The organism is Rhodococcus sp. NPDC019050 (genome assembly GCF_055664235.1).
Map to the genome: position 1 here is coordinate 93,313 of NZ_JBVOON010000007.1, position 20,686 is coordinate 113,998.

Below are 20,686 nucleotides of genomic sequence, written 5' to 3' on the forward strand. Positions count from 1 at the left end.
GTGCTCTCTGTTGCCGTGTCGCCTGCCCGGGACCGGCCCGTCACCACTGCGAGACGCTTACTCCGGGTCGTCGGCGTAGGTCGTGCGCACGGCTGTCTTCATCGGAAAGCGGACCCGCGTATTGCCGAACATCAATCGGGTGGCGACGTCGACCGACGCGGAGATGTGCGCGGACGCGAGCGCGGGGTTGCGGGTGTGCACCACGACTTCGTCGTGCTGGAAGAACACGAGCTCGCCTGCGGTCGGGTCGGGATCGGTGGTCAGCCGTCGCCGCAGTTCGGCGAGGAGGCACAGCGCCCACTCGGCGGCAGTGGCCTGCACGACGAAGTTCCGGGTGAAGCGGCCGCGGGCACGGACGTCGGGCCCGGACTGAAAACCCGGCGGTGCGGGCGGGCAGGCGCGCCCGAGCCACGAATGCACGACCTCCCCGCGTTCACCGGCCTTCGCTGCACGCTCGACGAATTCCACCGCGTCGGGAAAGCTCTTTCGAAGGACCGCGAGCAGCGACCGGGAGTCACCGGAGGTCGCGCCGTACAGCACTCCGAGCACCGCGACTTTCGCCTTCGCGCGGTCGCCGGCGAACGCGGTGGCGGCAACGGGTGCGTACAGGTCGTCCTCGCCCGCGGCGGCGACCATCCGGGGATCACCGGACATCGCCGCGAGGATCCGCGGCTCGAGTTGCCCCGCATCGGCGACGACGAACGTCCACCCGGGGTCGGCAACCACACTCGAGCGGAGCGCTTTCGGGATCTGAAGTGCACCGCCGCCGCGGCTTGCCCAGCGGCCCGAGACGACGGCGCCGGGGACATAGACCGGCCGGAACCTGTTGCCGTGCACCCAAGTATCGAGCCAGTGCCACCCGTTGGTGCTGAACAGTTTCGCCAGGTCGCGGTGCCGGAGAAGCAGCGGCACCGCAGGATGGTCGATCTCCTGCAGGATGTGCTTGCGCGTGGACTGCACTTCGATGCCTTCGCGCCGGAAGGCGTCGAGTACCTCGGTATGCGAGGCGGGATTGACCGGGCGGCCGAACGCCGACCCGATCTCCTCGGTCACGGCGACGATGCCGGCGGGCATCTCGTAGCCGGTGGGCCGTGGTCCGAGAGTGCGTTCGAGGTGGCGTCGATGGGATTCGGCCGAGAACGGCAGTCCGCCGAACCCCATTTCGGCAGCGGCCAACGTCCCCGCCGACTCCGCGGCCACGAGTAACTCCAGACGGGGATCACCGGCGATGCGGCGGCGCTGGTCGGCGAACCGGGAGATCACGGTGTCGAGGTCCACGGCCGGTGCTGCGTCGAACAAGCCGGGGCGCTCGTCGACCGGGTCGTCGGCGGGCGGAGGGGGTAGCCCCTCGCGCATGCTCAGGATTGCGCCCGTCGTCGCCAGGTCGTGGCATCGCTGGACGCGCACGCCGGCACGAAGGAGTTCGCCGTACACCGACGAAGTGGACGTCCACACCCATCGGGGACGATCGGAGGCTTCGATGTCGGCCACCGCGGCCGCGAGGTCGCGATGATGTCGCACCGCTGCGTCGGGGGTTCCGTTCTCGTCGACGGTGACGGTACTGGCGCCGCGTACGGCACCGCTACCGGATGGATGAGGAACGACAACCGTGCGCACCGCTCAAGTGTGCCTCTCGAGGTGTGGCTCTTCTCCGCCGCCCGGCCTCCGGCCCGTCGGGCCCAAGATCGTCTTCACCCCCCGTTTCACCCAAGACAGGCGGCCCCGGGCTCCGCAGCGCGGCTACGGTGGTCGTGCGGAGCCCCGCCGCAACCCCGACATGCGGTGGGGTTCCGTTGTGCCGGGACTATCCGATCTTGACGCTCTCCAGGATGCGTGTGGTCGCAGGCGCATCCTCGAGACGGTGGAATCCGCGCCGATCGTAGATCCAGGTGACCACCACACCGATCAACAGGCCGACACCCAGACCCACGAGGGTCATCTTCGTGCCTTCGGCGAGGCCCGCGGAAAGGTTGCCGTCGAAGTAGAGGATGGCGCGCACCGCGAGGTAGATCTGATGCATCGGTTCGAAGGTGGCGAGCCACTCGAAGAGCGGCGGCGACGCCTCGATCGGAATCGTGCCGCCGGAGGACGGCAGTCCCAGCACGATGAACAGCATCAGGTTCACGATCAGTCCGGCGGGTCCGAACACGGACATCACCGAGAGCGAGGTGATGCCGACCGCGGAGATGGCGAGGGCGCCGTACTCCCAGAGCAACAGCGGGCGCGGCACGGGCATCCCGAGCGCCGTGCCGATCCCCAGGTACAGCGCGGACACGACCAGTGCGAGGACGACCAGGATGCCCCACTTGAGGAACAGCACCTGAAGTCGCGACATCCTGGTGGTTTCCTTGGTGATGTACAACGGTCCGTATTCGGTGGGCACGAACCCCAGCGCGGAATCGACGATGGAACTGACGATGGTCGCGCCGGTGAAGCCCGCCAGGATCAGAAGCAGCGTGTAGTAGAACGCGGACAGTCCGGAACCGGTGTGGGCAGGCAGGGGTTTGTGCTCGACGTCCAGGACGTTGATGGGCTCAGCAAGTGTGAGCGCGCTACCGCCCGAGAGCTGGAGATCGGGCGCGGTCTCCGCAAGTGTCGTACGGACGGTCTTCGTGAGTTCTTCACCCACCGATTTGTTGACTGCGGTCAGCGCCTCGTCACCGATGATCCCGACGATGGCTGACGCGAACGTTCCGGTGCGGGGGTTGCTGTAGAGGGTGATGACGGGTTTCTCGATGTCACCCGGGACGACGCTGGCTTGCGCGAGGATCGACGTTCGCTTCGTGAAATCGCTCGGAATCACGATCGCGCCGTACAGTTCGCCGGTGTCGAGGCCGCGGTGCGCTGCGGCTATCCCCATTTCCTGGAGAGCGATGCGCTCGGAATCGACGCCGTCGAGCACCGCGGCGGTGATCTCGGATCCGAGGTTGCGGCGCGCATCGGCTCCCGGCATGACGTCGCCGACATCCTGGTTGACGATCGCCATCGGGAACTCGCGGAGATTCTCGGACGGCTCGAGCATGCTGCCCAGGTAGAAATAGCCCAACGCAGCCATCACCGCAGTGACCACCACGAGTGGTGCCAGCCAGAACCGGGCGCCCCGCAGGGTGTGTCGATGTGGATCGACCGGGATGTCGGAAAAACTCACCCGTCGATTGTGCACACGTGTGTGCTGATTCGTAGAACCAAGTGGCGGAGTGCACATGGGGCGCGTGGAGAAAGCGTGGGTCACGCCGGGGTGAACCAACCCAGCAATGGATACAGGACTCCGGCTCTTCACAATAGTGTGTCTCACACAGTATGGTGAGCCGCATGAGTGATCTTGATGAGTATGCCGGGCACGACCAGGAGGTGCGACGAGGGTCCGTCGTCGTCGCGAGCCTCCTGATGCTGCGCGTTCCCGGCTACGGCTACGGATTGCTCGAGGCTCTCGCAGCCGCCGGAATCGCAGTCGACGCCGGCACGCTGTATCCGTTGCTGCGACGACTCGAAAAGCAAGGCCTGCTCGTCAGCGAGTGGAACACCGACGAGGCGAGACCACGCAAGTTCTACCGGACCTCCGAAGCCGGCGCGGAAGTTGCGCGGCGGCTCCTCGACGAGTGGTCGGGTCTCGCTCGCACCTTGCAGGCCATCGCATCCACCTCGGAAGAAGGCGCATCATGACGCTCACAGACCGCTACATCGCCGCAGCTTTGCGCAGCCTTCCTGCCGACAAGCATCAGGACATCGGCCGTGAACTCCGCGGCTCGATCGCGGACGCCGTCGACGCCCGGATCGCGGCGGGCGAGTCACCGGTGGATGCGGAGGCCGCGGTACTCACCGACCTCGGCGATCCGGACCGACTCGCGGCAGGGCTCGCGGGACGCCCCATGTACCTGATCGGGCCCGAGTTCTTCCTCGACTGGTGGCGCCTGCTGAAGGCGCTGTTGTGGATTGCTCCTCTCGTCGGGGCGATCCTGCTCGTGGTCGACCTCATCGGGGGCAGTACCGGCGTCGAGGTGCTCGTCACGGGGTTGTCCAGCACCGTGGAAGTGGCCCTGCAGATCGTTTTCTGGGTCACGGTCGTCTTCGCCGTGTTGGAGCGCAACGGCACCCGTCGCAAGGATTTCGCCGCCGAGTGGACCGTCGACCGGCTACCGCAGTCCGTCACCAACGGACGCGTGTCGCTGGGGGATACCGTCTTTTCCGTCGGAATGCTCGTGTTCCTCATCGTGGTGTTCATCGCGCAGCGGACGTCCTCTTCCTTCGAAGACTCCGAGGGTGCCCCGATCCCGTTCATCGCACCGGACCTGTGGAACTTCTGGATGCCGGTGCTCCTCGCCGTACTGGCGCTCGAGGCCGTGTTCGAGATCGTCAAGTACACGGTCCGGCGCCGGACGATTCTGCTGGCCGGCGTCGACACCGTTCTCAACCTGCTTCTCGCGATTCCGCTGGTCTGGCTGCTGTCGAGCGACAGGTTTCTCAACCCTGCGTTCTTCGACGCCGTTTTTTCGGGTGTCACCTTCGCGGGCGGACCCGAACAGATGGCGCGCTTCTCTCAGGGGATCCTCGTCGTAGTCGTGGTGGTGGCGGCGTGGAGCATCGGTGAGGCGTGGTTCAAAGCACTGCGCCCGCTGTCCCGCTCGTCGGCGGCGGTGTCGCTGTAACGTCGTCACCGACCTGCGCGGCACCACCCCAGGAACCCCCGGGAGTCGAACCATGGCGTTCTACCGACAGCTCGGCGTCATCCCGCCCAAGCGTCACACCCAGCACCGGGACGACCGCGGCGCCCTCTACTACGAGGAATTGATGGGCGAGGAGGGATTCTCCTCGGACTCGTCGCTGCTCTACCACCGGTACATCCCGTCCGCGATCGCCGACGCCACCACATGGGAACTCGGCGACCAGAACACCGCGCCGAACCACCCGCTCGCACCACGGCACCTCGAACTCCACAAGCTCTTCCCCCCGGAGATCTGGTCGGAGACCGACGTGGTCACCGGACGTCGTCTGATCCTCGGGAACCCGGACGTGCGGATCTCATATGTCGTCTCGTCGAAGGAATCACCGCTCTACCGCACCGTGGTCGGCGACGAAATGGTGTATGTCGAGTCCGGAACCGCCGATGTCCACACAGTTTTCGGCACTCTTTCGGCGAAACCCGGCGACTACGTGCTGCTGCCGGCAGCCACCACGCATCGCTGGGTGCCGACCGGTGACGAACCACTGCGTGCCTACATCATCGAGGCGAACAGCCACATTGCTCCGCCGAAGCGTTACCTGTCGAAGTACGGGCAGTTCCTCGAGCACGCTCCCTTCTGCGAGCGCGACCTGCACGGTCCCGCGGAACCGGTACAGGTCGAGGAGGAGAACGTCGACGTCCTCGTCAAGCACCGCACGTCACGCGGGATTGTCGGCACGCGATACGTGCTGGCGCATCATCCCTTCGACGTCGTCGGGTGGGACGGCTGCCTGTACCCGTACACGTTCTCCGTTCACGACTTCGAGCCGATCACCGGCCGTGTCCATCAGCCGCCACCCACGCATCAAGCGTTCGAAGGCAACAACTTCGTGATCTGTAATTTCGTGCCCCGCAAGGTGGACTACCATCCGCTCGCGATTCCGGTGCCGTACTACCACTCCAATGTCGATTCGGACGAGGTGATGTTCTATTGCGGCGGAGACTACGAAGCCCGCAAGGGTTCGGGCATCGGGCAGGGGTCGGTTTCCGTCCACCCGGGCGGTCACGCGCACGGTCCGCAGCCCGGTGCCTACGAGCGCAGCATCGGTGTCGGGTACTTCGACGAACTGGCCGTCATGGTCGACACCTTCCGCCCGCTCGAACTCGGTGAAGGTGCACTCGCCTGCGAGGACCCGTCCTATGCGCGCAGTTGGAGTCGCACTCCGGGAGCAGGGGAATGACCCACCCACGACGCGCTGTCATCGCGATCCCCGAGGGCTCACTCTTCGGACCGGACAACCTGCCCTACGGGATCTTCTCCACCGCGGATACCGAGCCGCGTGTCGGTGTCCGCGTGGGGGATTCGGTTCTCGACCTGAGCCGGTTGTTCGACGACATCGTCTTCGCCGAACCGTCGCTCAACGCGTTCATGTCTCAGGGACGCGCACGGTGGGATGAAGTTCGCGCAGCGATCAAGAATGCGATCATCGGCGATCTCGACGACGACGCGGTGTTCTCGATCGACGATGTCACGCTGCACCTTCCCATCGAGGTGGCCGACTACGTCGACTTCTACGCCTCCGAGAACCACGCCTCGAACCTGGGCCGGCTGTTCCGCCCGCAGAATCCCGACCCGCTCATGCCGAACTGGAAGCACCTGCCCGTGGGGTATCACGGCAGGTCGAGCACCGTTGTCGCCTCGGGTGTGGACATCGTTCGCCCGTGCGGCCAGCGCAAGGGACCGAACGACGAGGTTCCCGTCTTCGGCCCGTCCGTCCGCCTCGATATCGAAGCGGAGATGGGATTCGTCGTGGGTGTCGGCTCGCCGATGGGCTCGCAGATCGCTCCCGACGAGTTCGCCGACCACTGCTTCGGCGCGGTGATCCTCAACGACTGGTCGGCCCGCGACATCCAGGCGTGGGAGTACGTGCCGCTCGGGCCCAATCTCGGAAAGTCGTTCGCCACGTCCATCTCTCCGTGGGTGGTGCCGCTTGCTGCTCTCGAGGCCGCGCGGATCGACACGCCGGTGCAGGACCCGGAGCCGCTGCCCTATCTGCAGGGCAACGAGAAGTGGGGTCTGGACATCGATCTCGCCGTCGAATGGAACGGTCACGTCGTGTCGCGTCCCCCGTACGCGCAGATGTACTGGTCGCCGGCGCAGATGCTCGCCCACACGTCGGTCAACGGAGCGGCCACGAGGACGGGTGATCTGTTCGGTTCCGGCACCGTCTCCGGGCCGGAGAAGGACCAGCGTGGCGCTTTTATCGAACTGACTTGGGGTGGTGCAGAACCGGTGCGGGTCGGGGACGAGATGCGCACGTTTCTCGAAGACGGCGACGAGATTGCCATCTCGGCTACGGCTCCGGGCCGCAACGGCACCCGAATCGGATTCGGGGAGGTCCGCGCACGCATCCTGCCCGCCACCGGCGCGGGGAGTTGAGGAATCTCGTCAGTCGGCTTTCCTGGTCGCGTCAGGTTCTTCGTCGACCGAGAGAAGCTCTCCGACAGTGCAGTTCAGGGCACGGCATACGGCGGTGAGCGTGGAGAACCTGATCGCCCGCGCGCGCCCGTTCTTGAGCACCGACAGGTTGACGACGCTCACGCCCACCTGATCCGCCAAGTGCGCCAACGTCATTCCGCGTGACGCGAGCAGGTCGTCCAGATGGCACCGTACGGCATGGTCGGGTTCGGGCGGCATCAGACGAGTCCCGCGTTGTCGCGAGCCATACGACTGCCGATGCGAAGCGCCACCGCCACCGCGGAAAGGGCCATGCAGAAGACGTAGCCGTACCACCACTCGGGACCGAGTTGTGCATAGCCGAGGTCCTGCCAGGCCAGATCCCGGACGACCAGATTGGAGCCGAGCACGCGCGGGAAGGTGGGGGCGATGATCGTGACGATAGCGGCGATGGACGCGGCCCAGACTCCGCGGACTGCGCCTCGGTCGAACATCCTTCCGCGCAGGAACCGCACCATGACCCACGTGAGTAGACCGAGAACCGTGAGATAGCCGATCGTTTCCAGCGCGTCGGCGCTGCGGAGGAAGCCGACGGTTACCGGCGAGACGGTGTCGGTTCGGAGGACGATATCGGTCGTCGATGCGACGAAAACCTCGGTTCCGTTGGGGGAGGCCATGTTCGGAGGCGGTACGTCGCCGAATTCGATCCGCGCGGTCACGGTCCCGCTCTTCAGGTCGTCGAGGAGTCCGACGAGATAGTTGGCGACTACGACCACGGCGACCATCGTGAATACCGCGATCGAGCACCAGAGGTCCTTGCGGTCCTTCTTGGATGTCTCGACGGGCGTGACCACTTCCAATTCGGCGGTGTCCATGGTGCCTCCCGGTATAACGAATGTCGATATTATCGATATTCGTTATACACATCGAAAAACGATATGTCTATGGGTGGCGGCAGGCCGACTATCCGATCTCGATCGCGTCCCCCACCGCGATGAGACCGCACTGGGTGACGGTCGCGTAGACCCCGATGCAGGCACCGGGTTCGTCGCCCGCAATCTCGGGCGCGACCGGCCGCGCCATCACCGTGCGCAGCATCTCGCGCCGCGCCGGCACTTCCTGATGGGCGAGGGTCACCATCACGCAGCGCGTGGTGAGCTTGCTCGGTTCGACCACGGCGGAACCGATCCCGACCGGTTTCCCGATCCACTCGTCCTCGACGAAGCCAGCCCGCGCGGGGGATTCGACGACGATCTGCGGCCGGAACCTGCGCAGAGCGACCGCCGGCGTGTCACCCGTGCCCAGGCCTTCTACCGCCGATGTGGACAAGAGATGAAGCGGCGCTTCGTCGTACGTGCGGGGTTGCGCCTCGAGCCTGACGGGCCGCCCGGTGATCTCCGACAGCAGATCCGCGAGAGCGGCGTCGTCACCGTGGACGACGGTGCCGTCCGGAAGCGTGATCTCGAGTGCGGCAGGGTCGCGTGGATCGACTTCGTCGAGCAGTCGCGCACGGCACGACAGCAAAGAGCCCCACCGGCGGAACCGCTTTGCGCTTGCGACATCGCCGGTCTCCGGATCGACGACCGCCCATACATGGTCCCCGCGCAGCCCGTCCGACTCGACGGTGGCCGCGTCCATCCGCTCTCCACCGAACGACTTCACCGGATAACGCCACAGCTGACCGATTCGCACAACGTGCCAGCATACGGCGCGGCCGGGGCAACCAGGGAGGACAGCGCACCGGGGTGACCGGGCCCACATGGTGACTAAGGTGTCCGCCATGACGGACAACACGACACGGCGCTGGGGTATCACCATTCCGCTCGACGGCATCCCGTTCGACCAGCAGCGGCGGGTGATCGAAGAACTGCCGGATCTCGGCTACACCGACGTGTGGTCGTCCGAGGCCGGCGCCGGAGACGCCTTCACGCCCCTCGCGCTGGCGAGTACCTGGGCTCCCACGCTCCGGTTGGGCACCGCGATCGTCCCGGTCTACACCCGCGGGCCGGCGACGCTCGCGATGTCCGCCGCGACGCTGGCGGCCGCGGCGCCGGGCAGGTTCGTCCTCGGTGTCGGCACGTCTTCCGACGTCATCGTCGAGAAGTGGAACGGGATCCCCTTCGAGGAACCGTTCAAGCGCGCCCGCGACACGCTGCGCTTCCTGCGGTCCGCGTTGGCCGGTGAAAAGGTGACCCACGAATACGACACGTTCTCCGTCCAGGGATTCCGCGCAGGTCTGGTCCCGGACCCTGCCCCGCCGCTTCTGCTCGCGGCCCTGCGGCCCGGCATGCTCCGGCTCGCCGGCAAGGAGGCCGACGGCGCGATCATCAACTGGCTCTCCGCCGAGGACGTCCGCACCGTCGCCCCGTATGTGAACGAAGGTGGCGCGGGCAAGGAGATCGTCGCGCGGATCTTCGTGCTCCCGGGTCTGGACGCCGACACCGCCCGCGCGATCGGGCGCCGAATGATCGCCGCGTACATGAACGTTCCGGTCTACCGCGCGTTCCATGAATTCCTCGGACGATCCGACGATTTCGCCGGAATGTGGCGACTGTGGGCAGAAGGCGACCGCAAGGGTGCGCTCGAGGCCATCCCGGATCGGGTGGTCGACGATCTCGTCGTGCACGGTGCTCCGGAAGAATGCCGCGAGCACGTCGAGCGCTACATGGACAACGGCGTGACGACGCCCGCGATCGCGTTGCTGCCGTCCGAGGATCCCGCACCGATGATCAGGGCACTCGCACCGCGCTGAGCTTCCTGCGCCGATTCCACGGTCGTGTTCGGCACCGCTCCGGGTGTCGCGGTGGTGCACGTCGGTCCGGTCCGGCAGGCTGGGACCCATGACCGACACCAGTACCGCGCCCGTGCTCGTCGCCGTCGACGACGCCAGTGGAATCGGCGTACTCACGCTCAACAAGCCAGAACAGCGCAATCCGCTGTCCGTGGACACGATGCGCGAGGTGATCGCGGGTCTGATCGCGCTGTCCGCGGATACGAAGGTGATCGTGATCCGTGCGGAGGGGCCGGTCTTCTCGGCGGGACACAACCTGCGCGACATGATCGGGCGAACGCTCGAAGAAGAACGGGCCATCTTCGACACCTGCAACGAGATGATGAAGACCGTCCAGGCGATCCCTCAGCCCGTGATCGCGTCGGTGCAGGGACCGGCGCTGGCCGCGGGCTGCCAACTGGTCGCCTCGTGCGACCTCGCGGTGGCCGCCGACGACGCGGAATTCGGGACGCCGGGTGTGCGCATCGGCCTGTTCTGCTCCACGCCGATGGTCGCGGTCAGCCGCGCCGTCGGACGCAAACGCGCGCTGCAGATGCTGCTGACCGGTGAGACGATCGATGCCCGGACGGCGGCCGACTGGGGACTGGTGAACATCGTCGTGGAGGCCGGCGCGCTGGACACCGAGACGACGTCGCTCGCCGCGAAGATCGCGGCCGCGTCCCCGGCCACGGTGCGGATCGGCAAGCAGGCCTTCTACCGGCAGATCGAGCTTCCCCAGGACGCCGCATACGAAGAAATGGCGGAGACGATGGCGGCCAACGCGGTCATCGACGACGCCCAGGAAGGTATGTCCGCCTTCCTCGAGAAGCGGGCGCCGGAATGGACGGGACGGTGACGGCGCTGCTTATCGAGCGCTAGGTCTCGACCAATTGTTGGACGTCCTATAACGTGACGGCATGAGCCCCGATCCCCGCGCGAACACCGTCGACGGCATTGTGCACCGTTCCGCTGCCAGGTCCCCCGAACGCGTCGCGCTGCGGTTCGCGGATCGCAGCCTCACCTACCGGGAACTGGACGCCGCCGTATCCCGGACCGCCGCGCATCTGCTGTCTCTCGGCCTCGCCGCGGGCGACCGGGTCGCCGGGTACGGCACCAATTCCGACGCCTACGTTCTGGGCTACCTCGGCGCGGCGCGCGCGGGTCTCGTGCACGTGCCGATCAACTACGCCCTGCGTGGCGAGGAGTTGTCGTACCTCCTCGCCCAGTCCGGTGCCGCGGCGGTCCTCGTCGATCCGGCGCTGCGAGACGAACTCGACCGGGTCCTCGACGACGTGCCGGCCGAACACGTACTCGTGCTGCGTGACGCGGACGGATCCCTGCTCGATCAGGTGACGAGCGGCCCCGTGCCCGAACTCGACGCGGCGGCCTCGGACTCCGACCTGGTGCAGTTGCTCTACACCTCGGGTACCACCTCGAAGCCCAAGGGCGCCATGATGACTCACGGTGCTCTCGTCCACGAGTACACGTCGTCGATGGTCGCGCTCGACCTGCGCGCCGACGACAACCCGCTGATCTGCATGCCGCTGTACCACTCCGCGGCGATGCACGTGTTCCTGTTGCCGTACCTCGCCGTCGGCGCGACGATCACCCTGATGCCGGCGCCGGACATCCCGGAGATCCTGCGGCTGATCGAAGCCGAGGGCATCGGATCGCTGTTCCTCGCGCCCACCGTCTGGGTTCCCCTGGCCAACCACCCCGACCTGGACACCCGCGACCTGTCGTCGCTGCGCAAAGCGCAGTACGGCGCGTCGATCATGCCGGTCACGGTGCTGAACCGGTTGCGTGAGCGTTACCCGGATCTCGGTTTCTACAACTGCTTCGGGCAGTCCGAGATCGGCCCCCTGGCCTGCGTGCTGGGGCCCGACGAGCACGCCGACCGACCCTCGTCGTGCGGCCGAGCAGTGCTGTTCGTCGAGACCCGTGTGGTCGACGCCGCGGGCAACGACGTTCCCGACGGTGAGCCCGGCGAGGTGCTCTACCGGTCGCCGCAGTTGTGCCTGGGGTACTGGGAGAACCCGGAGGCGACCGCGGACGCCTTCCGTGACGGCTGGTTCCACTCGGGCGACCTGGTCACGCGTGATCCCGAGGGCTACATCACCGTCGTCGACCGGATCAAGGACGTGATCAACACCGGTGGCATCCTCGTCGCCTCCCGCGAGGTCGAGGACGCCCTCTACACGCACACAGCCGTGGCCGAGGTCGCCGTGATCGGGACACCCGACGAGAAGTGGATCGAGGCGGTCACCGCCGTGGTCGTGCTCAAGGACGGCCACACCGTCACCGAGCGTGAACTCGTCGAACACGTCCGCGCCCGGCTCGCGCCGTTCAAGGTGCCCAAGATCATCCGTTTCGCGGATACTCTCCCGCGCAACCAGAGCGGCAAGCTTCTCAAACGGGAACTGCGCGCTGTGTGACCGGATGCCGGACCGGCGCAGTCCGACCGAGCGACTGTGACATCCGGCCGAACCGGCCGGAGATCAACGAAGGGAACCCATGAGGAACAAGCACGTGCCGTCGTGGCACGACGACGAGGTGCGGGCACTGTCGGAACTGGCCGGTGACTTCTTCGAACGCGAGGTCATGGCACACGCGGAGAAGTGGGACGAGCAGCGTCGCATCGACCGCCACGTATGGCTCGAGGCAGGCAAGCTGGGTCTGCTGCTGTGCTCGGTGCCCGAAGAGTACGGCGGCGGTGGCGGTACGTTTGCGCACGACCTCGCGGTGTTCGAGGCGCAGGGCTACTCGGGCGACCTCGCACTCGGAATCTCCGTGCACAGCGGGATCGTCGCGCACTACATCCTGGAGTACGGGACGGAGGAGCAGAAGCGGACCTGGTTGCCCGGCATGGCAACCGGCGAGATCCTCGGTGCGATCGGCATGACCGAGCCGGGCGCCGGCTCCGACCTCAAGGCGATCAAGACCACCGCCATCCGCGACGGTGACGAGTACGTCGTCAACGGATCGAAGACGTTCATCACCAACGGCTCGTCGGCCGACGTGATCGTCCTCGCCGTCAAGACCGACCCGAAGGCCGGCGCCAAGGGTGTGTCGCTGCTCATCGTCGACCTGCGTGACTGTGCGGGCTTCGCGGTCGGGCGCGTGCTCGACAAGGTGGGCCAGCATGCCGCCGACACCTCGGAACTGTCGTTCACGGATGTGCGGGTGCCGGTGTCGAACCTGCTGGGCGAAGAAGGTCAGGGCTTTTCGCAGCTCATGGCGCAACTCGTGCAGGAACGCCTGATCATCGGAGCGCAGGCAGCGGGTGCCATGCAGCGCGCGGTCGAGGAGACCGTCCGCTACACCAAGGCGCGGCAAGCGTTCGGCCACAGCCTCTTCGAGTTCCAGAACACCGCTTTCGAACTCGCCGAATGCCAGACGATCGCCCGCACCAGTCGCATTTTCCTCGATCACTGCATCGAGCAGCACCTGCGTGGCGAACTCGACCCCGCCGACGCGGCGATGGTGAAGTACTGGCTCACCGACAAGCAGTGCGAGGTCGTCGACCGGTGTGTCCAGTTGCACGGCGGCTACGGCTACATGCGCGAATACCTCATCGCGCGGATGTACGAGGACGCCCGGGTCCAGCGGATCTACGCGGGAGCGAACGAGGTCATGAAGGTGCTCATCGCCCGGTCGCTCTAGACCGGAGTCCTACCGGACGCTGCTCGTGTTCGTCGACGAGTGTGGTGCGGCGTAGCTCACCACGGCCGTTCCGTGGTGAGGTACGCGGCCATCTCCTGACTCTGACGACGGTGTGCGCGGCGATGTTCGGCGCGCGCCTCACCGGATGCGTTGAGCTTGCGCTCCTCGTCGGACTCCGGGATCACCGGCGGCACCGCGGTGGGGCGTCCGTCGTCGTCGATCGCCACGAAGGTCAGGAACGCAGTCGCTGCGATACGGCGCTCTCCGCTGCGAAGATTCTCGGCGGTCACCTTGACGAACACCTCCATCGAACTGTGGCCGGTCCAGGTGACGAACGACTCGAGGCACACCGAGTCGGTCTGGTGCACGGGTGCGAGGAACGCCACAGAATCGGTCGAGGCCGTCACGACGGATGCGCGGCTGTGGCGGGTCGCCGAGATCGACGCGGTCATGTCGATATCGCTCATCAACTTGCCGCCGAAGAGCGTGTTGTGATCGTTGACGTCGTTGGGAAAGACCCTGTTGGTCTTGACAACTCGTGATTCGCTACAGGTTTTTGCTTCCACGTGGATCCTTTCGGGGGTGGGACCTGCAGGATCTCTGCCGATCACACCCATCCAGCGTACGACGGTCCGAAGACCGCGCGCCTACGCCTGCCGGTCGGATGCCCGGGTGTGGTGGGCGATGATCTTCGTCAGCATGGTGACGAGTTGCTCTCGTTCGGCGGCGTCGAGTGGAGCGAACGCTTCGTCCTGCACGCCGGTGAGCACGCGTTCCAGTTCGGTGAGGCGGTCGCGGCCTTTTCGCGTGAGGCTGACGATGTTGCGCCGGCGGTCCCGGGGGTCGGGCGCACGCCGGACGTACATGCGATCGGCCAGTGCGTCGATGCACGCCACGACGTCGCTGCGGTCCAGGCCACACCGGCGTCCGAGTTCGACCTGGCTCGAGGGACCGAATTCTTCGAGGGCGGAGAGCATCCGGTAGTGGTGTCCGCGGGCGCCCGCGGCGTCGAGACGGTCGAACACCATGCGGTGCACCCGCATCGCCGATTGTGTCAGCACAAAGCTGGGGAGGTGGTCGAGCCGGGTCGGCACCGGATAGTTGTCGGGGTCGGACATGGGGTGCACCTCCTTACGGTCGGTAGTACTGGGTGTCGGTCACGTCGCGCGACTCGGCGCTGCTCGGACTCGCCGTGATCAGTGGCGGCGGTGATCGGTGACCGCGGTACGTGGACCACGTCGCGGGACGCTCGAATACCCTCCGGATTCGACGAGAAGCCGGATCGCTCGATACCGGTGTGGGCGAAGAGGTTCGAGGTATTCGATCATGCCGGCGTCGTCGAGCGGGGCGCCGAGCAGTGCCCAGCCGACGACGGTGGCCAGATGATAGTCGCCGACCGACAGGGCGTCGGCGTCACCGAAAGCGCGCTGCGCGACCTCGGCGGCGGTCCAGACTCCGACGCCGGGCACCGTGCGCAGCCCACGTCTCGCGCTCAACGGGTCGCGGTCGACGAGCCGTTCGAGGGAGTCGGCCGACTGTGCGCACCGAACGATGGTCTTGGCTCTGGCGGGGTCGACGTTCGCGCGATGGAACTCCCACGACGGAATCCGCCGCCACACCTCAGCGCTCGGTGGCACCCGCATGCCGTGCGGGGCGGGGCCGGGCGCGGGCTCCCCGAACCGCGTGACGAGGTGGCGCCACGACGCGAACGCCGCGATGCCGTGCACACGCTGTTCGAGGATCGCGGGGACGAGCGACTCGAGGACGAGGCCGGTGCGGGTGATGCGCAGTCCGGGCATCCGGCGGTGTGCCTCGGCGAGTGCGGGATCAGCAGGAGCGAAACCGGAGGGGTCGTCGTGTGCGCCGAGCAGCGCGGGCAGCCTCTCGATCAGTTCGGCGGAGCCGGGGCCCCACGCCAGGCAGCGGGCGGAATCGGACCCGGCTTGCGTGATCCGGTAGGTCACCGGCCCGGACTCCATCCGGGAAACCCGCCACACGGCGCTGCCGTCGCGGCGGTGACAGGGGTCGTAGTGGCCGTGCTGCAGCGGGCGTAGGGTTTGTCCGACGTCGACGGGCCCGGGCACTCTCACGAGAGTGTCGACAGGTGCGGCATCGTTGACGGACGCGGTCACAGACTCACCGTACCCCTCTGTACCTGCAGGTCTTCTGTGACGGCCGCGACGGTTTCCCGGTGTCGGACGGAAAGGCTATGGTCGGCGACATGATCATCGTGAGCACCGACGGATCCTGCCTGCGCAATCCAGGCGGCGCCATCGGATGGGCGTGGGTCAATCACGAGGGACCGAGCGCATCGGGAGGTGAACGCTCCGGTACCAATCAGATCGCCGAACTGCGCGCCGTCCTCGAGGCGCTGCGCGCCCATCCGGGCGCCGAGCCCATGATCATCGAATCCGACTCGCAGTACGCCATCAAGTGCGCGTCCGAGTGGCTGCCCGGGTGGAAACGCAAGGGCTGGAAGACGTCCACGGGTTCACCCGTGAAGAACCTCGAACTAGTGCGGGCGATCGACCGCGAACTCGTCGAGCGCACCGGGCCGGTGCGGTTCCGGTGGGTGCGCGGGCATGTCGGCAATCACTTCAACGAAGTTGCCGACACCCTGGCGGGGGAGGCGGCGCGCGAGATGGCCGCCCGTCCCGGGCCGATCGAGATCCCCGAGCCGCTGCCGCGCTCGGTGGCGCGCGCCGACACCGCGAGAGTCCAGGACGCCGAGCTCACGCTGTTCTGACGGCTCCGGTACGCCCGGCCTCGGACCCTGCCCGCTCGGGTACGGTCACGGCATGAGCGAGGCCGACCAGATTGCGCGCTTCCGGCGGGAGCACGGCATCGACACACTCGTCGACGTACACACCCACTTCATGCCCGCGAACGTCATGGACAAGGTGTGGGCGTACTTCGATTCGGCCGGACCGTTGGTGGGCCGGCACTGGCCGATTTCCTACCGGACCAGCGAAGACGAGCGCGTCGCGCAACTCCGGGCGTTCGGCGTGCGGTACTTCACCTCGATGGTGTACCCGCACAAGCCCGGCATGGCGGCGTGGCTCAACTCGTGGGCGGCCGAGTTCGCCGAGCGCACTCCCGGGTGCCTCCACACCGCGACCTTCTACCCGGAACCCGGGGCGGGAGCGTATGTCGCCGCTGCGCTCGACGGAGGTGCGAGGGTCTTCAAATCGCACGTGCAGGTCGGCGACTACACGCCTCTCGATCCGCTGCTCGGCGAGGTGTGGGGGACCCTCGAGGACGCGGCGGTGCCGATCGTGGTGCATTGCGGTTCGGGTCCGGCGCCGGGCACCCACACCGGTCCGGAACCGATGGCCGAACTGTTGCGCCGGTATCCACGGCTGACGGTGATCGTCGCGCACATGGGGCTGCCCGAGTACGTGGATTTCCTCGACCTCGCGGAGAAGTACGAGCGGGTGCACCTCGACACGACGATGGCGTTCACCGACTTCGTCGAGGAGGCCACGCCGTTTCCGCGTGATGCCCTGCCGAAGCTCGACGCGCTGCGATCGAAAATACTGCTGGGCACCGACTTTCCCAATATTCCCTACAGCTACCTCCATCAACTGGAAGCACTCGCACGTGTCGCGCCCGATTCGGACTGGCTGCGGGAGGTCTGTCACGACAACGCGGCCGCGTTGTTCGGAATCGAACAACGCGACCGCTCGCCGGTGCCGGACGACCTTCGTCCGTGAGACGGATTCCTACACGGTCACGTCGCGGCGCCGGATCTTGCCGGTCGCATTACGGGGCAGCTCCTCGCGGGTGATCCGCCAGTGTGCGGGCACCTTGTAGTACGAAAGGCGCTCCGCGCAGAAGTCGCGCAGTTCCTGCTCGCTCGCGTCGTGGCCGGAATGCAGCACGACCACCGCCGCTACTTCCTGGCCGAGGTCGTCGTGGTCGACGCCGATCACCGCGCATTCCTGTACGGCCGGATGCTCGTCGAGGACCTGCTCGATCTCGGTCGGGTACACGTTCTCCCCGCCGCGCAGGATCAGATCCGACCGGCGTCCCGTCAGCCTGAGCCGGCCGTGTTCGAGGATTCCGAAGTCGCCGGTACGCAACCATCCGCCTTCGGTGATCGCGGCGGCGGTGGCGGCCTCGTCCTCCCAGTAGCCGAGCATCACGAACGGGCTGCGGACGCAGACTTCGCCTTCGACGCCGTCGGGAACCCTGTCTCCCAGGGGATCTCGGATCTCCATCGCCACGGTGAGGATCGGACTTCCGAGGGTGCCGGGGAACGCCTCGAGTTCGCCTGCCGTGGCGACCGCGACGGCGGTGCTGCATTCGGTGAGGCCGTAGCTGTCGACGAGTGCCCGGTCCGCGAAGGGGAACTTTTCGCGCAGTCGCTTCTTGAATGCGGGAGATGAGGGTGCGGACGCCAACGCGAACGCGGTGAGAGACGACAGGTCGTAGCGATCGGTGTCCTCGTGTTCGAGCATGCGCGAGGCCATGGTCGGGACCGCACCCCAGTTGGTGACCTTTTCGCGTTCGATCAGCCCGAAGACCTGATCGATGTCGAAGCGGCCTTCGGTCAGGACGACGGTGCTGCCCGTGGCCAGGCGCGGCACGGCGAGATTGTGGAGACTCGCGATGTGGAACAGCGGTGAGGTGAGCAGGTACCGGTTGTCACTCGGTACGGAGTCGTCGTAGGTCCGGCCGTACATGTGCGCGACCATCGCGTCCGAGTAGCGGTGGTAATCCACCACGGCAAGAAGGTTGCGCTGCGAATGGAGCGCTCCCTTGGGCCGGCCGCTCGTTCCGCTCGTGAAGAGGATGACCGCGGGATCGTCCTCGTCGACGTCGGCCGTGGGAAGGTCGGCGCCGGCCCCCTCGGCGACCAGGCGGGGCAGGTCGTCTTCGACGGTCAGAACGGTGAACCCCGAGACCTGCACCTTGGCGAGCACTTCGGCGCGCTTGGCGTCGGCGACGACGATCTTCGGCCGCACCATGCCGATGCCGTGCTCGAGTTCGGCCGGCGTCCACCACGAATTGAGTCCGACCGCGACGGCACCGAGACACTGGGAAGCCCAGAACGCGATGACCCATTCGGGTGAGTTGGCGCCGAGCAGTGCGACCCGGTCTCCCTTTTCGATGCCGTACTCGTCGCGCATCGCGGTCGCGACCGCGGCGACGGCGTCGGCGTGTTCGGCGAACGAGATGCGGCGATCGACCGTCACCAGGTAGTCGCGGTCTCCCCATGCTTTGGACGCGGCGACGAGGTCGCCGACCTTCCGATCGCGGTTGCGGATCACCGGCATGCGGTTTCCGCGCACCTCCTCCTCGACGATTTCGAATCGCCCTCCGGGGCCGGTGAGTTTCGAAGTCACCTGGATCAGCATTTGCTGGAGATCTGCTGGCGCTGTCATGGACGAGCCTTTCCGGTTGCCGACAACTACTCGTGTCACGTGACGCACAAGATGTCACGTCTCCACGGGCAGTGGGAGTGAACCATGCCACTGGATGGTAGACCTGTGGTGGCGGTCACTTGCTGGTCTCACTCACCGGGAGTGTTCAAGGTGGGCCAGGTCGCCCTGGCTACCTTCGCGTCACCCGACACGCCGATGTGATGCTTCGGCCCTCGCCGTCCACAGTATTCGAGCGGGGCTCGGTTTGAGATCAAGGAGACCTCGCAGTGAAACGCAGCTCTACTACGAAGCTGGTGGCGACATTGGCCGCCGCCCTGGTGGTGACATCCGCCTGTGCGTCCGATCGGGAAGGTGACGCGGTCGTGTCCGCGGGAGCACCCGCCGCGGCCGGAGCGTCGGCGCAGACGTCGGAGACGTCGTTCGGCACCCTCGAATCACCCTGTGGTGCAGGAGATGCCGGAGGGACCACCGATCAGGGTGTGAGCGACACCGAAATCCGTATCGGCTACGGCGACGACCGCGGCTTTGCGAAGAGCCCGGGCCTGAACAAGGAAATGGGCGACGCCGTCGCTGCCATGATCGACTGGTGCAACGAGCAGGGCGGCATCAACGGCCGCCGGATCGTCGGCACCCATTACGACGCCGCAATGATGCAGGCCAACGCTGTCGTGCAGAACGCGTGTGCCTCCGAGTTCATGCTGGTGGGCCACGGATTCGCAATGGATCAGACGTCCGAGCAGACCCGTGTCGCCTGCAACCTCGCGGCCGTCCCGGCATTCACCGTCTCGCCCGACGCCGCGAACGGACCGATGACCTACCAGGGTGTTCCCTTCCCCGTCGACTACGCGAACGGATCGCAGTGGTTCCAGATCGCGGAGATGTATCCGGAACTCGTCGGTGAATTCGACGTCGTCGACAGCACGATGCCCACGATCATCACGGCGAACACCAAGGCCCGCTCGATCGCCGCGGCAGCCGGGTTCACGCTGAAGAACTGCGGCGTCACGCTCAACTACGACGGTGAATCGAGCTACGTCCCGTTCGCCGAGAAGATCAAGCAATGCGGCGCTAAGGGCCTGTGGACGTCCCGCTCGCCGGTGCCCGCGGAATTCAACTTCGTGAAGGCACTCGATCAGGTCGGCATCGATCCGATCCTCCTGGGCGAGGCCACCTGGTACGCCAACGCGGTGCCCACCTGGAACGGCGAGACCGGTCTGCTCGACAACATGCATGCGGGCATGACCTTCCAGATGCTCGAGAACGCGGACGCCGTGCCGGCGGTGAAGAAGTACACCGAACTGGTCACCGAGGCGGGCGGCAAGACCGCACTCCTCGGCATGCAGGCCACGTCCTCCTTCCTGCTGTGGGCGACGGCCGCGAAGGAATGCGGATCGGGTCTGACCAGGCAGTGCATGATCGACGAACTCTCGCAGATTCACGAATGGGACGGCGGCGGATTGCACGCCGTCACCGATCCGGGTGCCAACATGCCGGCCACCTGCGGACTCGTGGTGTCGCTGAAGGGTGCCGACTACTCGCAGGCGTTCCCCGCGGACGCGGCCGAGTTCAAGTGTGACGACCGGTACCTGGTCGCCACCGACGCATCGACGTGGGGCACGGAACTGGGTCCGGATCGGATCGCCACGAAATACCTGAATCCGAACGTCATCAGGCCGACCGCCTGATCCGTTCGACCGGTGCCGGCGGCGTGATACACGACCGCCGGCACCCTCGAGCAGAGGTACTTG

Annotated in this window: 20 protein-coding genes; 11 read left to right on the top strand and 9 right to left on the bottom strand. The window is 66.5% G+C overall.

Going from position 1 to position 20,686, the window contains the following annotated elements:
• Positions 1–57: 57 nt before the first annotated feature.
• Both AC0B44_RS10290 and AC0B44_RS10295 read right to left on the bottom strand, forming a co-directional pair.
• Positions 58–1,617 (bottom strand): bifunctional 3'-5' exonuclease/DNA polymerase, encoded by a 1,560-nt coding sequence (locus AC0B44_RS10290; protein ID WP_471902793.1) that lies wholly within the window; start codon positions 1,615–1,617, stop codon positions 58–60.
• A 187-nt stretch (positions 1,618–1,804) separates the two neighbouring features.
• A complete protein-coding gene (locus AC0B44_RS10295; protein ID WP_378528883.1) occupies positions 1,805–3,148 on the bottom strand; it encodes a YhgE/Pip domain-containing protein in 1,344 nt (447 codons plus the stop codon).
• A gap of 164 nt (positions 3,149–3,312) precedes the next feature.
• Between AC0B44_RS10295 and AC0B44_RS10300 the strand changes: the two genes are divergently transcribed.
• The 4 genes from AC0B44_RS10300 to fahA are packed head-to-tail and all read left to right on the top strand — an operon-like array spanning position 3,313 to position 7,100.
• On the top strand, positions 3,313–3,663 hold the full coding sequence (locus AC0B44_RS10300; protein WP_378528884.1) for a PadR family transcriptional regulator: 351 nt from the start codon (positions 3,313–3,315) through the stop codon (positions 3,661–3,663).
• Complete coding sequence (locus AC0B44_RS10305; protein WP_378528885.1) at positions 3,660–4,646, top strand: permease prefix domain 1-containing protein; 987 nt, start codon at positions 3,660–3,662, stop codon at positions 4,644–4,646. Before AC0B44_RS10300 ends, AC0B44_RS10305 begins: the two co-directional genes overlap by 4 nt.
• 52 nt (positions 4,647–4,698) lie before the next feature.
• Positions 4,699–5,901, top strand: coding sequence for a homogentisate 1,2-dioxygenase (locus tag AC0B44_RS10310; protein ID WP_439808473.1), 1,203 nt, complete (start codon positions 4,699–4,701; stop codon positions 5,899–5,901).
• The gene (fahA, locus tag AC0B44_RS10315) at positions 5,898–7,100 is read left to right on the top strand and encodes a fumarylacetoacetase (protein WP_471902794.1); all 1,203 of its coding nucleotides are present in this window, start codon (positions 5,898–5,900) and stop codon (positions 7,098–7,100) included. Before AC0B44_RS10310 ends, fahA begins: the two co-directional genes overlap by 4 nt.
• A gap of 9 nt (positions 7,101–7,109) precedes the next feature.
• Here the strand turns inward: fahA and AC0B44_RS10320 are convergent, their stop codons facing one another.
• The 3 genes from AC0B44_RS10320 to AC0B44_RS10330 all read right to left on the bottom strand — a co-directional run bounded on the left by AC0B44_RS10320 (position 7,110) and on the right by AC0B44_RS10330 (position 8,810).
• Positions 7,110–7,358 carry a helix-turn-helix domain-containing protein gene (locus tag AC0B44_RS10320; RefSeq protein ID WP_471902795.1) on the bottom strand — a complete coding sequence of 83 codons (249 nt, stop codon included), beginning with the start codon at positions 7,356–7,358 and terminating at the stop codon, positions 7,110–7,112.
• Complete coding sequence (locus tag AC0B44_RS10325; RefSeq protein WP_471902796.1) at positions 7,358–7,993, bottom strand: hypothetical protein; 636 nt, start codon at positions 7,991–7,993, stop codon at positions 7,358–7,360. The genes AC0B44_RS10320 and AC0B44_RS10325 overlap by 1 nt, the downstream gene beginning before the upstream one ends.
• 88 nt (positions 7,994–8,081) lie before the next feature.
• Positions 8,082–8,810 (bottom strand): MOSC domain-containing protein, encoded by a 729-nt coding sequence (locus AC0B44_RS10330; protein ID WP_471902797.1) that lies wholly within the window; start codon positions 8,808–8,810, stop codon positions 8,082–8,084.
• Between the two features lie 88 nt (positions 8,811–8,898).
• Between AC0B44_RS10330 and AC0B44_RS10335 the strand changes: the two genes are divergently transcribed.
• The 4 genes from AC0B44_RS10335 to AC0B44_RS10350 all read left to right on the top strand — a co-directional run bounded on the left by AC0B44_RS10335 (position 8,899) and on the right by AC0B44_RS10350 (position 13,551).
• Positions 8,899–9,870: an LLM class F420-dependent oxidoreductase gene (locus AC0B44_RS10335; RefSeq protein WP_471902798.1), complete on the top strand. Its 972-nt coding sequence runs from the start codon at positions 8,899–8,901 to the stop codon at positions 9,868–9,870.
• An 88-nt stretch (positions 9,871–9,958) separates the two neighbouring features.
• The gene (locus tag AC0B44_RS10340; protein WP_471902799.1) at positions 9,959–10,744 is read left to right on the top strand and encodes an enoyl-CoA hydratase; all 786 of its coding nucleotides are present in this window, start codon (positions 9,959–9,961) and stop codon (positions 10,742–10,744) included.
• Positions 10,745–10,805: 61 nt separating this feature from the next.
• The gene (locus AC0B44_RS10345; RefSeq protein WP_471902800.1) at positions 10,806–12,323 is read left to right on the top strand and encodes an acyl-CoA synthetase; all 1,518 of its coding nucleotides are present in this window, start codon (positions 10,806–10,808) and stop codon (positions 12,321–12,323) included.
• Between the two features lie 79 nt (positions 12,324–12,402).
• A complete protein-coding gene (locus tag AC0B44_RS10350) occupies positions 12,403–13,551 on the top strand; it encodes an acyl-CoA dehydrogenase family protein (RefSeq protein WP_471902801.1) in 1,149 nt (382 codons plus the stop codon).
• Between the two features lie 56 nt (positions 13,552–13,607).
• On the opposite strand, the gene AC0B44_RS10355 is transcribed toward AC0B44_RS10350, so the two are convergent.
• The 3 genes from AC0B44_RS10355 to AC0B44_RS10365 all read right to left on the bottom strand — a co-directional run bounded on the left by AC0B44_RS10355 (position 13,608) and on the right by AC0B44_RS10365 (position 15,683).
• Positions 13,608–14,117, bottom strand: coding sequence for an acyl-CoA thioesterase (locus AC0B44_RS10355; RefSeq protein ID WP_471902802.1), 510 nt, complete (start codon positions 14,115–14,117; stop codon positions 13,608–13,610).
• Positions 14,118–14,198: 81 nt separating this feature from the next.
• Positions 14,199–14,669 carry a MarR family winged helix-turn-helix transcriptional regulator gene (locus AC0B44_RS10360; RefSeq protein WP_471902803.1) on the bottom strand — a complete coding sequence of 157 codons (471 nt, stop codon included), beginning with the start codon at positions 14,667–14,669 and terminating at the stop codon, positions 14,199–14,201.
• A 78-nt stretch (positions 14,670–14,747) separates the two neighbouring features.
• Complete coding sequence (locus AC0B44_RS10365) at positions 14,748–15,683, bottom strand: DNA-3-methyladenine glycosylase family protein (protein WP_471902804.1); 936 nt, start codon at positions 15,681–15,683, stop codon at positions 14,748–14,750.
• Positions 15,684–15,772: 89 nt separating this feature from the next.
• Between AC0B44_RS10365 and AC0B44_RS10370 the strand changes: the two genes are divergently transcribed.
• Together AC0B44_RS10370 and AC0B44_RS10375 are read left to right on the top strand one after the other, a co-directional pair.
• On the top strand, positions 15,773–16,297 hold the full coding sequence (locus tag AC0B44_RS10370; protein WP_471902805.1) for a ribonuclease H family protein: 525 nt from the start codon (positions 15,773–15,775) through the stop codon (positions 16,295–16,297).
• A 52-nt stretch (positions 16,298–16,349) separates the two neighbouring features.
• A complete protein-coding gene (locus tag AC0B44_RS10375) occupies positions 16,350–17,264 on the top strand; it encodes an amidohydrolase family protein (protein WP_471902806.1) in 915 nt (304 codons plus the stop codon).
• Between the two features lie 9 nt (positions 17,265–17,273).
• On the opposite strand, the gene casG is transcribed toward AC0B44_RS10375, so the two are convergent.
• Positions 17,274–18,938: a steroid-24-oyl-CoA synthetase gene (casG, locus tag AC0B44_RS10380; RefSeq protein WP_471902807.1), complete on the bottom strand. Its 1,665-nt coding sequence runs from the start codon at positions 18,936–18,938 to the stop codon at positions 17,274–17,276.
• Positions 18,939–19,204: 266 nt separating this feature from the next.
• Between casG and AC0B44_RS10385 the strand changes: the two genes are divergently transcribed.
• Positions 19,205–20,623, top strand: coding sequence for an ABC transporter substrate-binding protein (locus tag AC0B44_RS10385; RefSeq protein WP_471902808.1), 1,419 nt, complete (start codon positions 19,205–19,207; stop codon positions 20,621–20,623).
• The last annotated feature ends 63 nt before the right edge of the window (positions 20,624–20,686 follow it).

Excerpts from the sequence above, each read along its gene's own strand:
- AC0B44_RS10370 (WP_471902805.1), top strand. The coding sequence starts at position 15,773 with ATGATCATCGTGAGCACCGACGGATCCTGCCTGCGCAATCCAGGCGGC.
- AC0B44_RS10345 (WP_471902800.1), top strand. The coding sequence starts at position 10,806 with ATGAGCCCCGATCCCCGCGCGAACACCGTCGACGGCATTGTGCACCGT.
- fahA (WP_471902794.1), top strand. The coding sequence starts at position 5,898 with ATGACCCACCCACGACGCGCTGTCATCGCGATCCCCGAGGGCTCACTC.
- AC0B44_RS10335 (WP_471902798.1), top strand. The coding sequence starts at position 8,899 with ATGACGGACAACACGACACGGCGCTGGGGTATCACCATTCCGCTCGAC.
- casG (WP_471902807.1), bottom strand. The coding sequence starts at position 18,938 with ATGACAGCGCCAGCAGATCTCCAGCAAATGCTGATCCAGGTGACTTCG.
- AC0B44_RS10305 (WP_378528885.1), top strand. The coding sequence starts at position 3,660 with ATGACGCTCACAGACCGCTACATCGCCGCAGCTTTGCGCAGCCTTCCT.
- AC0B44_RS10300 (WP_378528884.1), top strand. The coding sequence starts at position 3,313 with ATGAGTGATCTTGATGAGTATGCCGGGCACGACCAGGAGGTGCGACGA.
- AC0B44_RS10375 (WP_471902806.1), top strand. The coding sequence starts at position 16,350 with ATGAGCGAGGCCGACCAGATTGCGCGCTTCCGGCGGGAGCACGGCATC.
- AC0B44_RS10360 (WP_471902803.1), bottom strand. The coding sequence starts at position 14,669 with ATGTCCGACCCCGACAACTATCCGGTGCCGACCCGGCTCGACCACCTC.
- AC0B44_RS10340 (WP_471902799.1), top strand. The coding sequence starts at position 9,959 with ATGACCGACACCAGTACCGCGCCCGTGCTCGTCGCCGTCGACGACGCC.
- AC0B44_RS10350 (WP_471902801.1), top strand. The coding sequence starts at position 12,403 with ATGAGGAACAAGCACGTGCCGTCGTGGCACGACGACGAGGTGCGGGCA.
- AC0B44_RS10320 (WP_471902795.1), bottom strand. The coding sequence starts at position 7,358 with ATGCCGCCCGAACCCGACCATGCCGTACGGTGCCATCTGGACGACCTG.
- AC0B44_RS10325 (WP_471902796.1), bottom strand. The coding sequence starts at position 7,993 with ATGGACACCGCCGAATTGGAAGTGGTCACGCCCGTCGAGACATCCAAG.
- AC0B44_RS10310 (WP_439808473.1), top strand. The coding sequence starts at position 4,699 with ATGGCGTTCTACCGACAGCTCGGCGTCATCCCGCCCAAGCGTCACACC.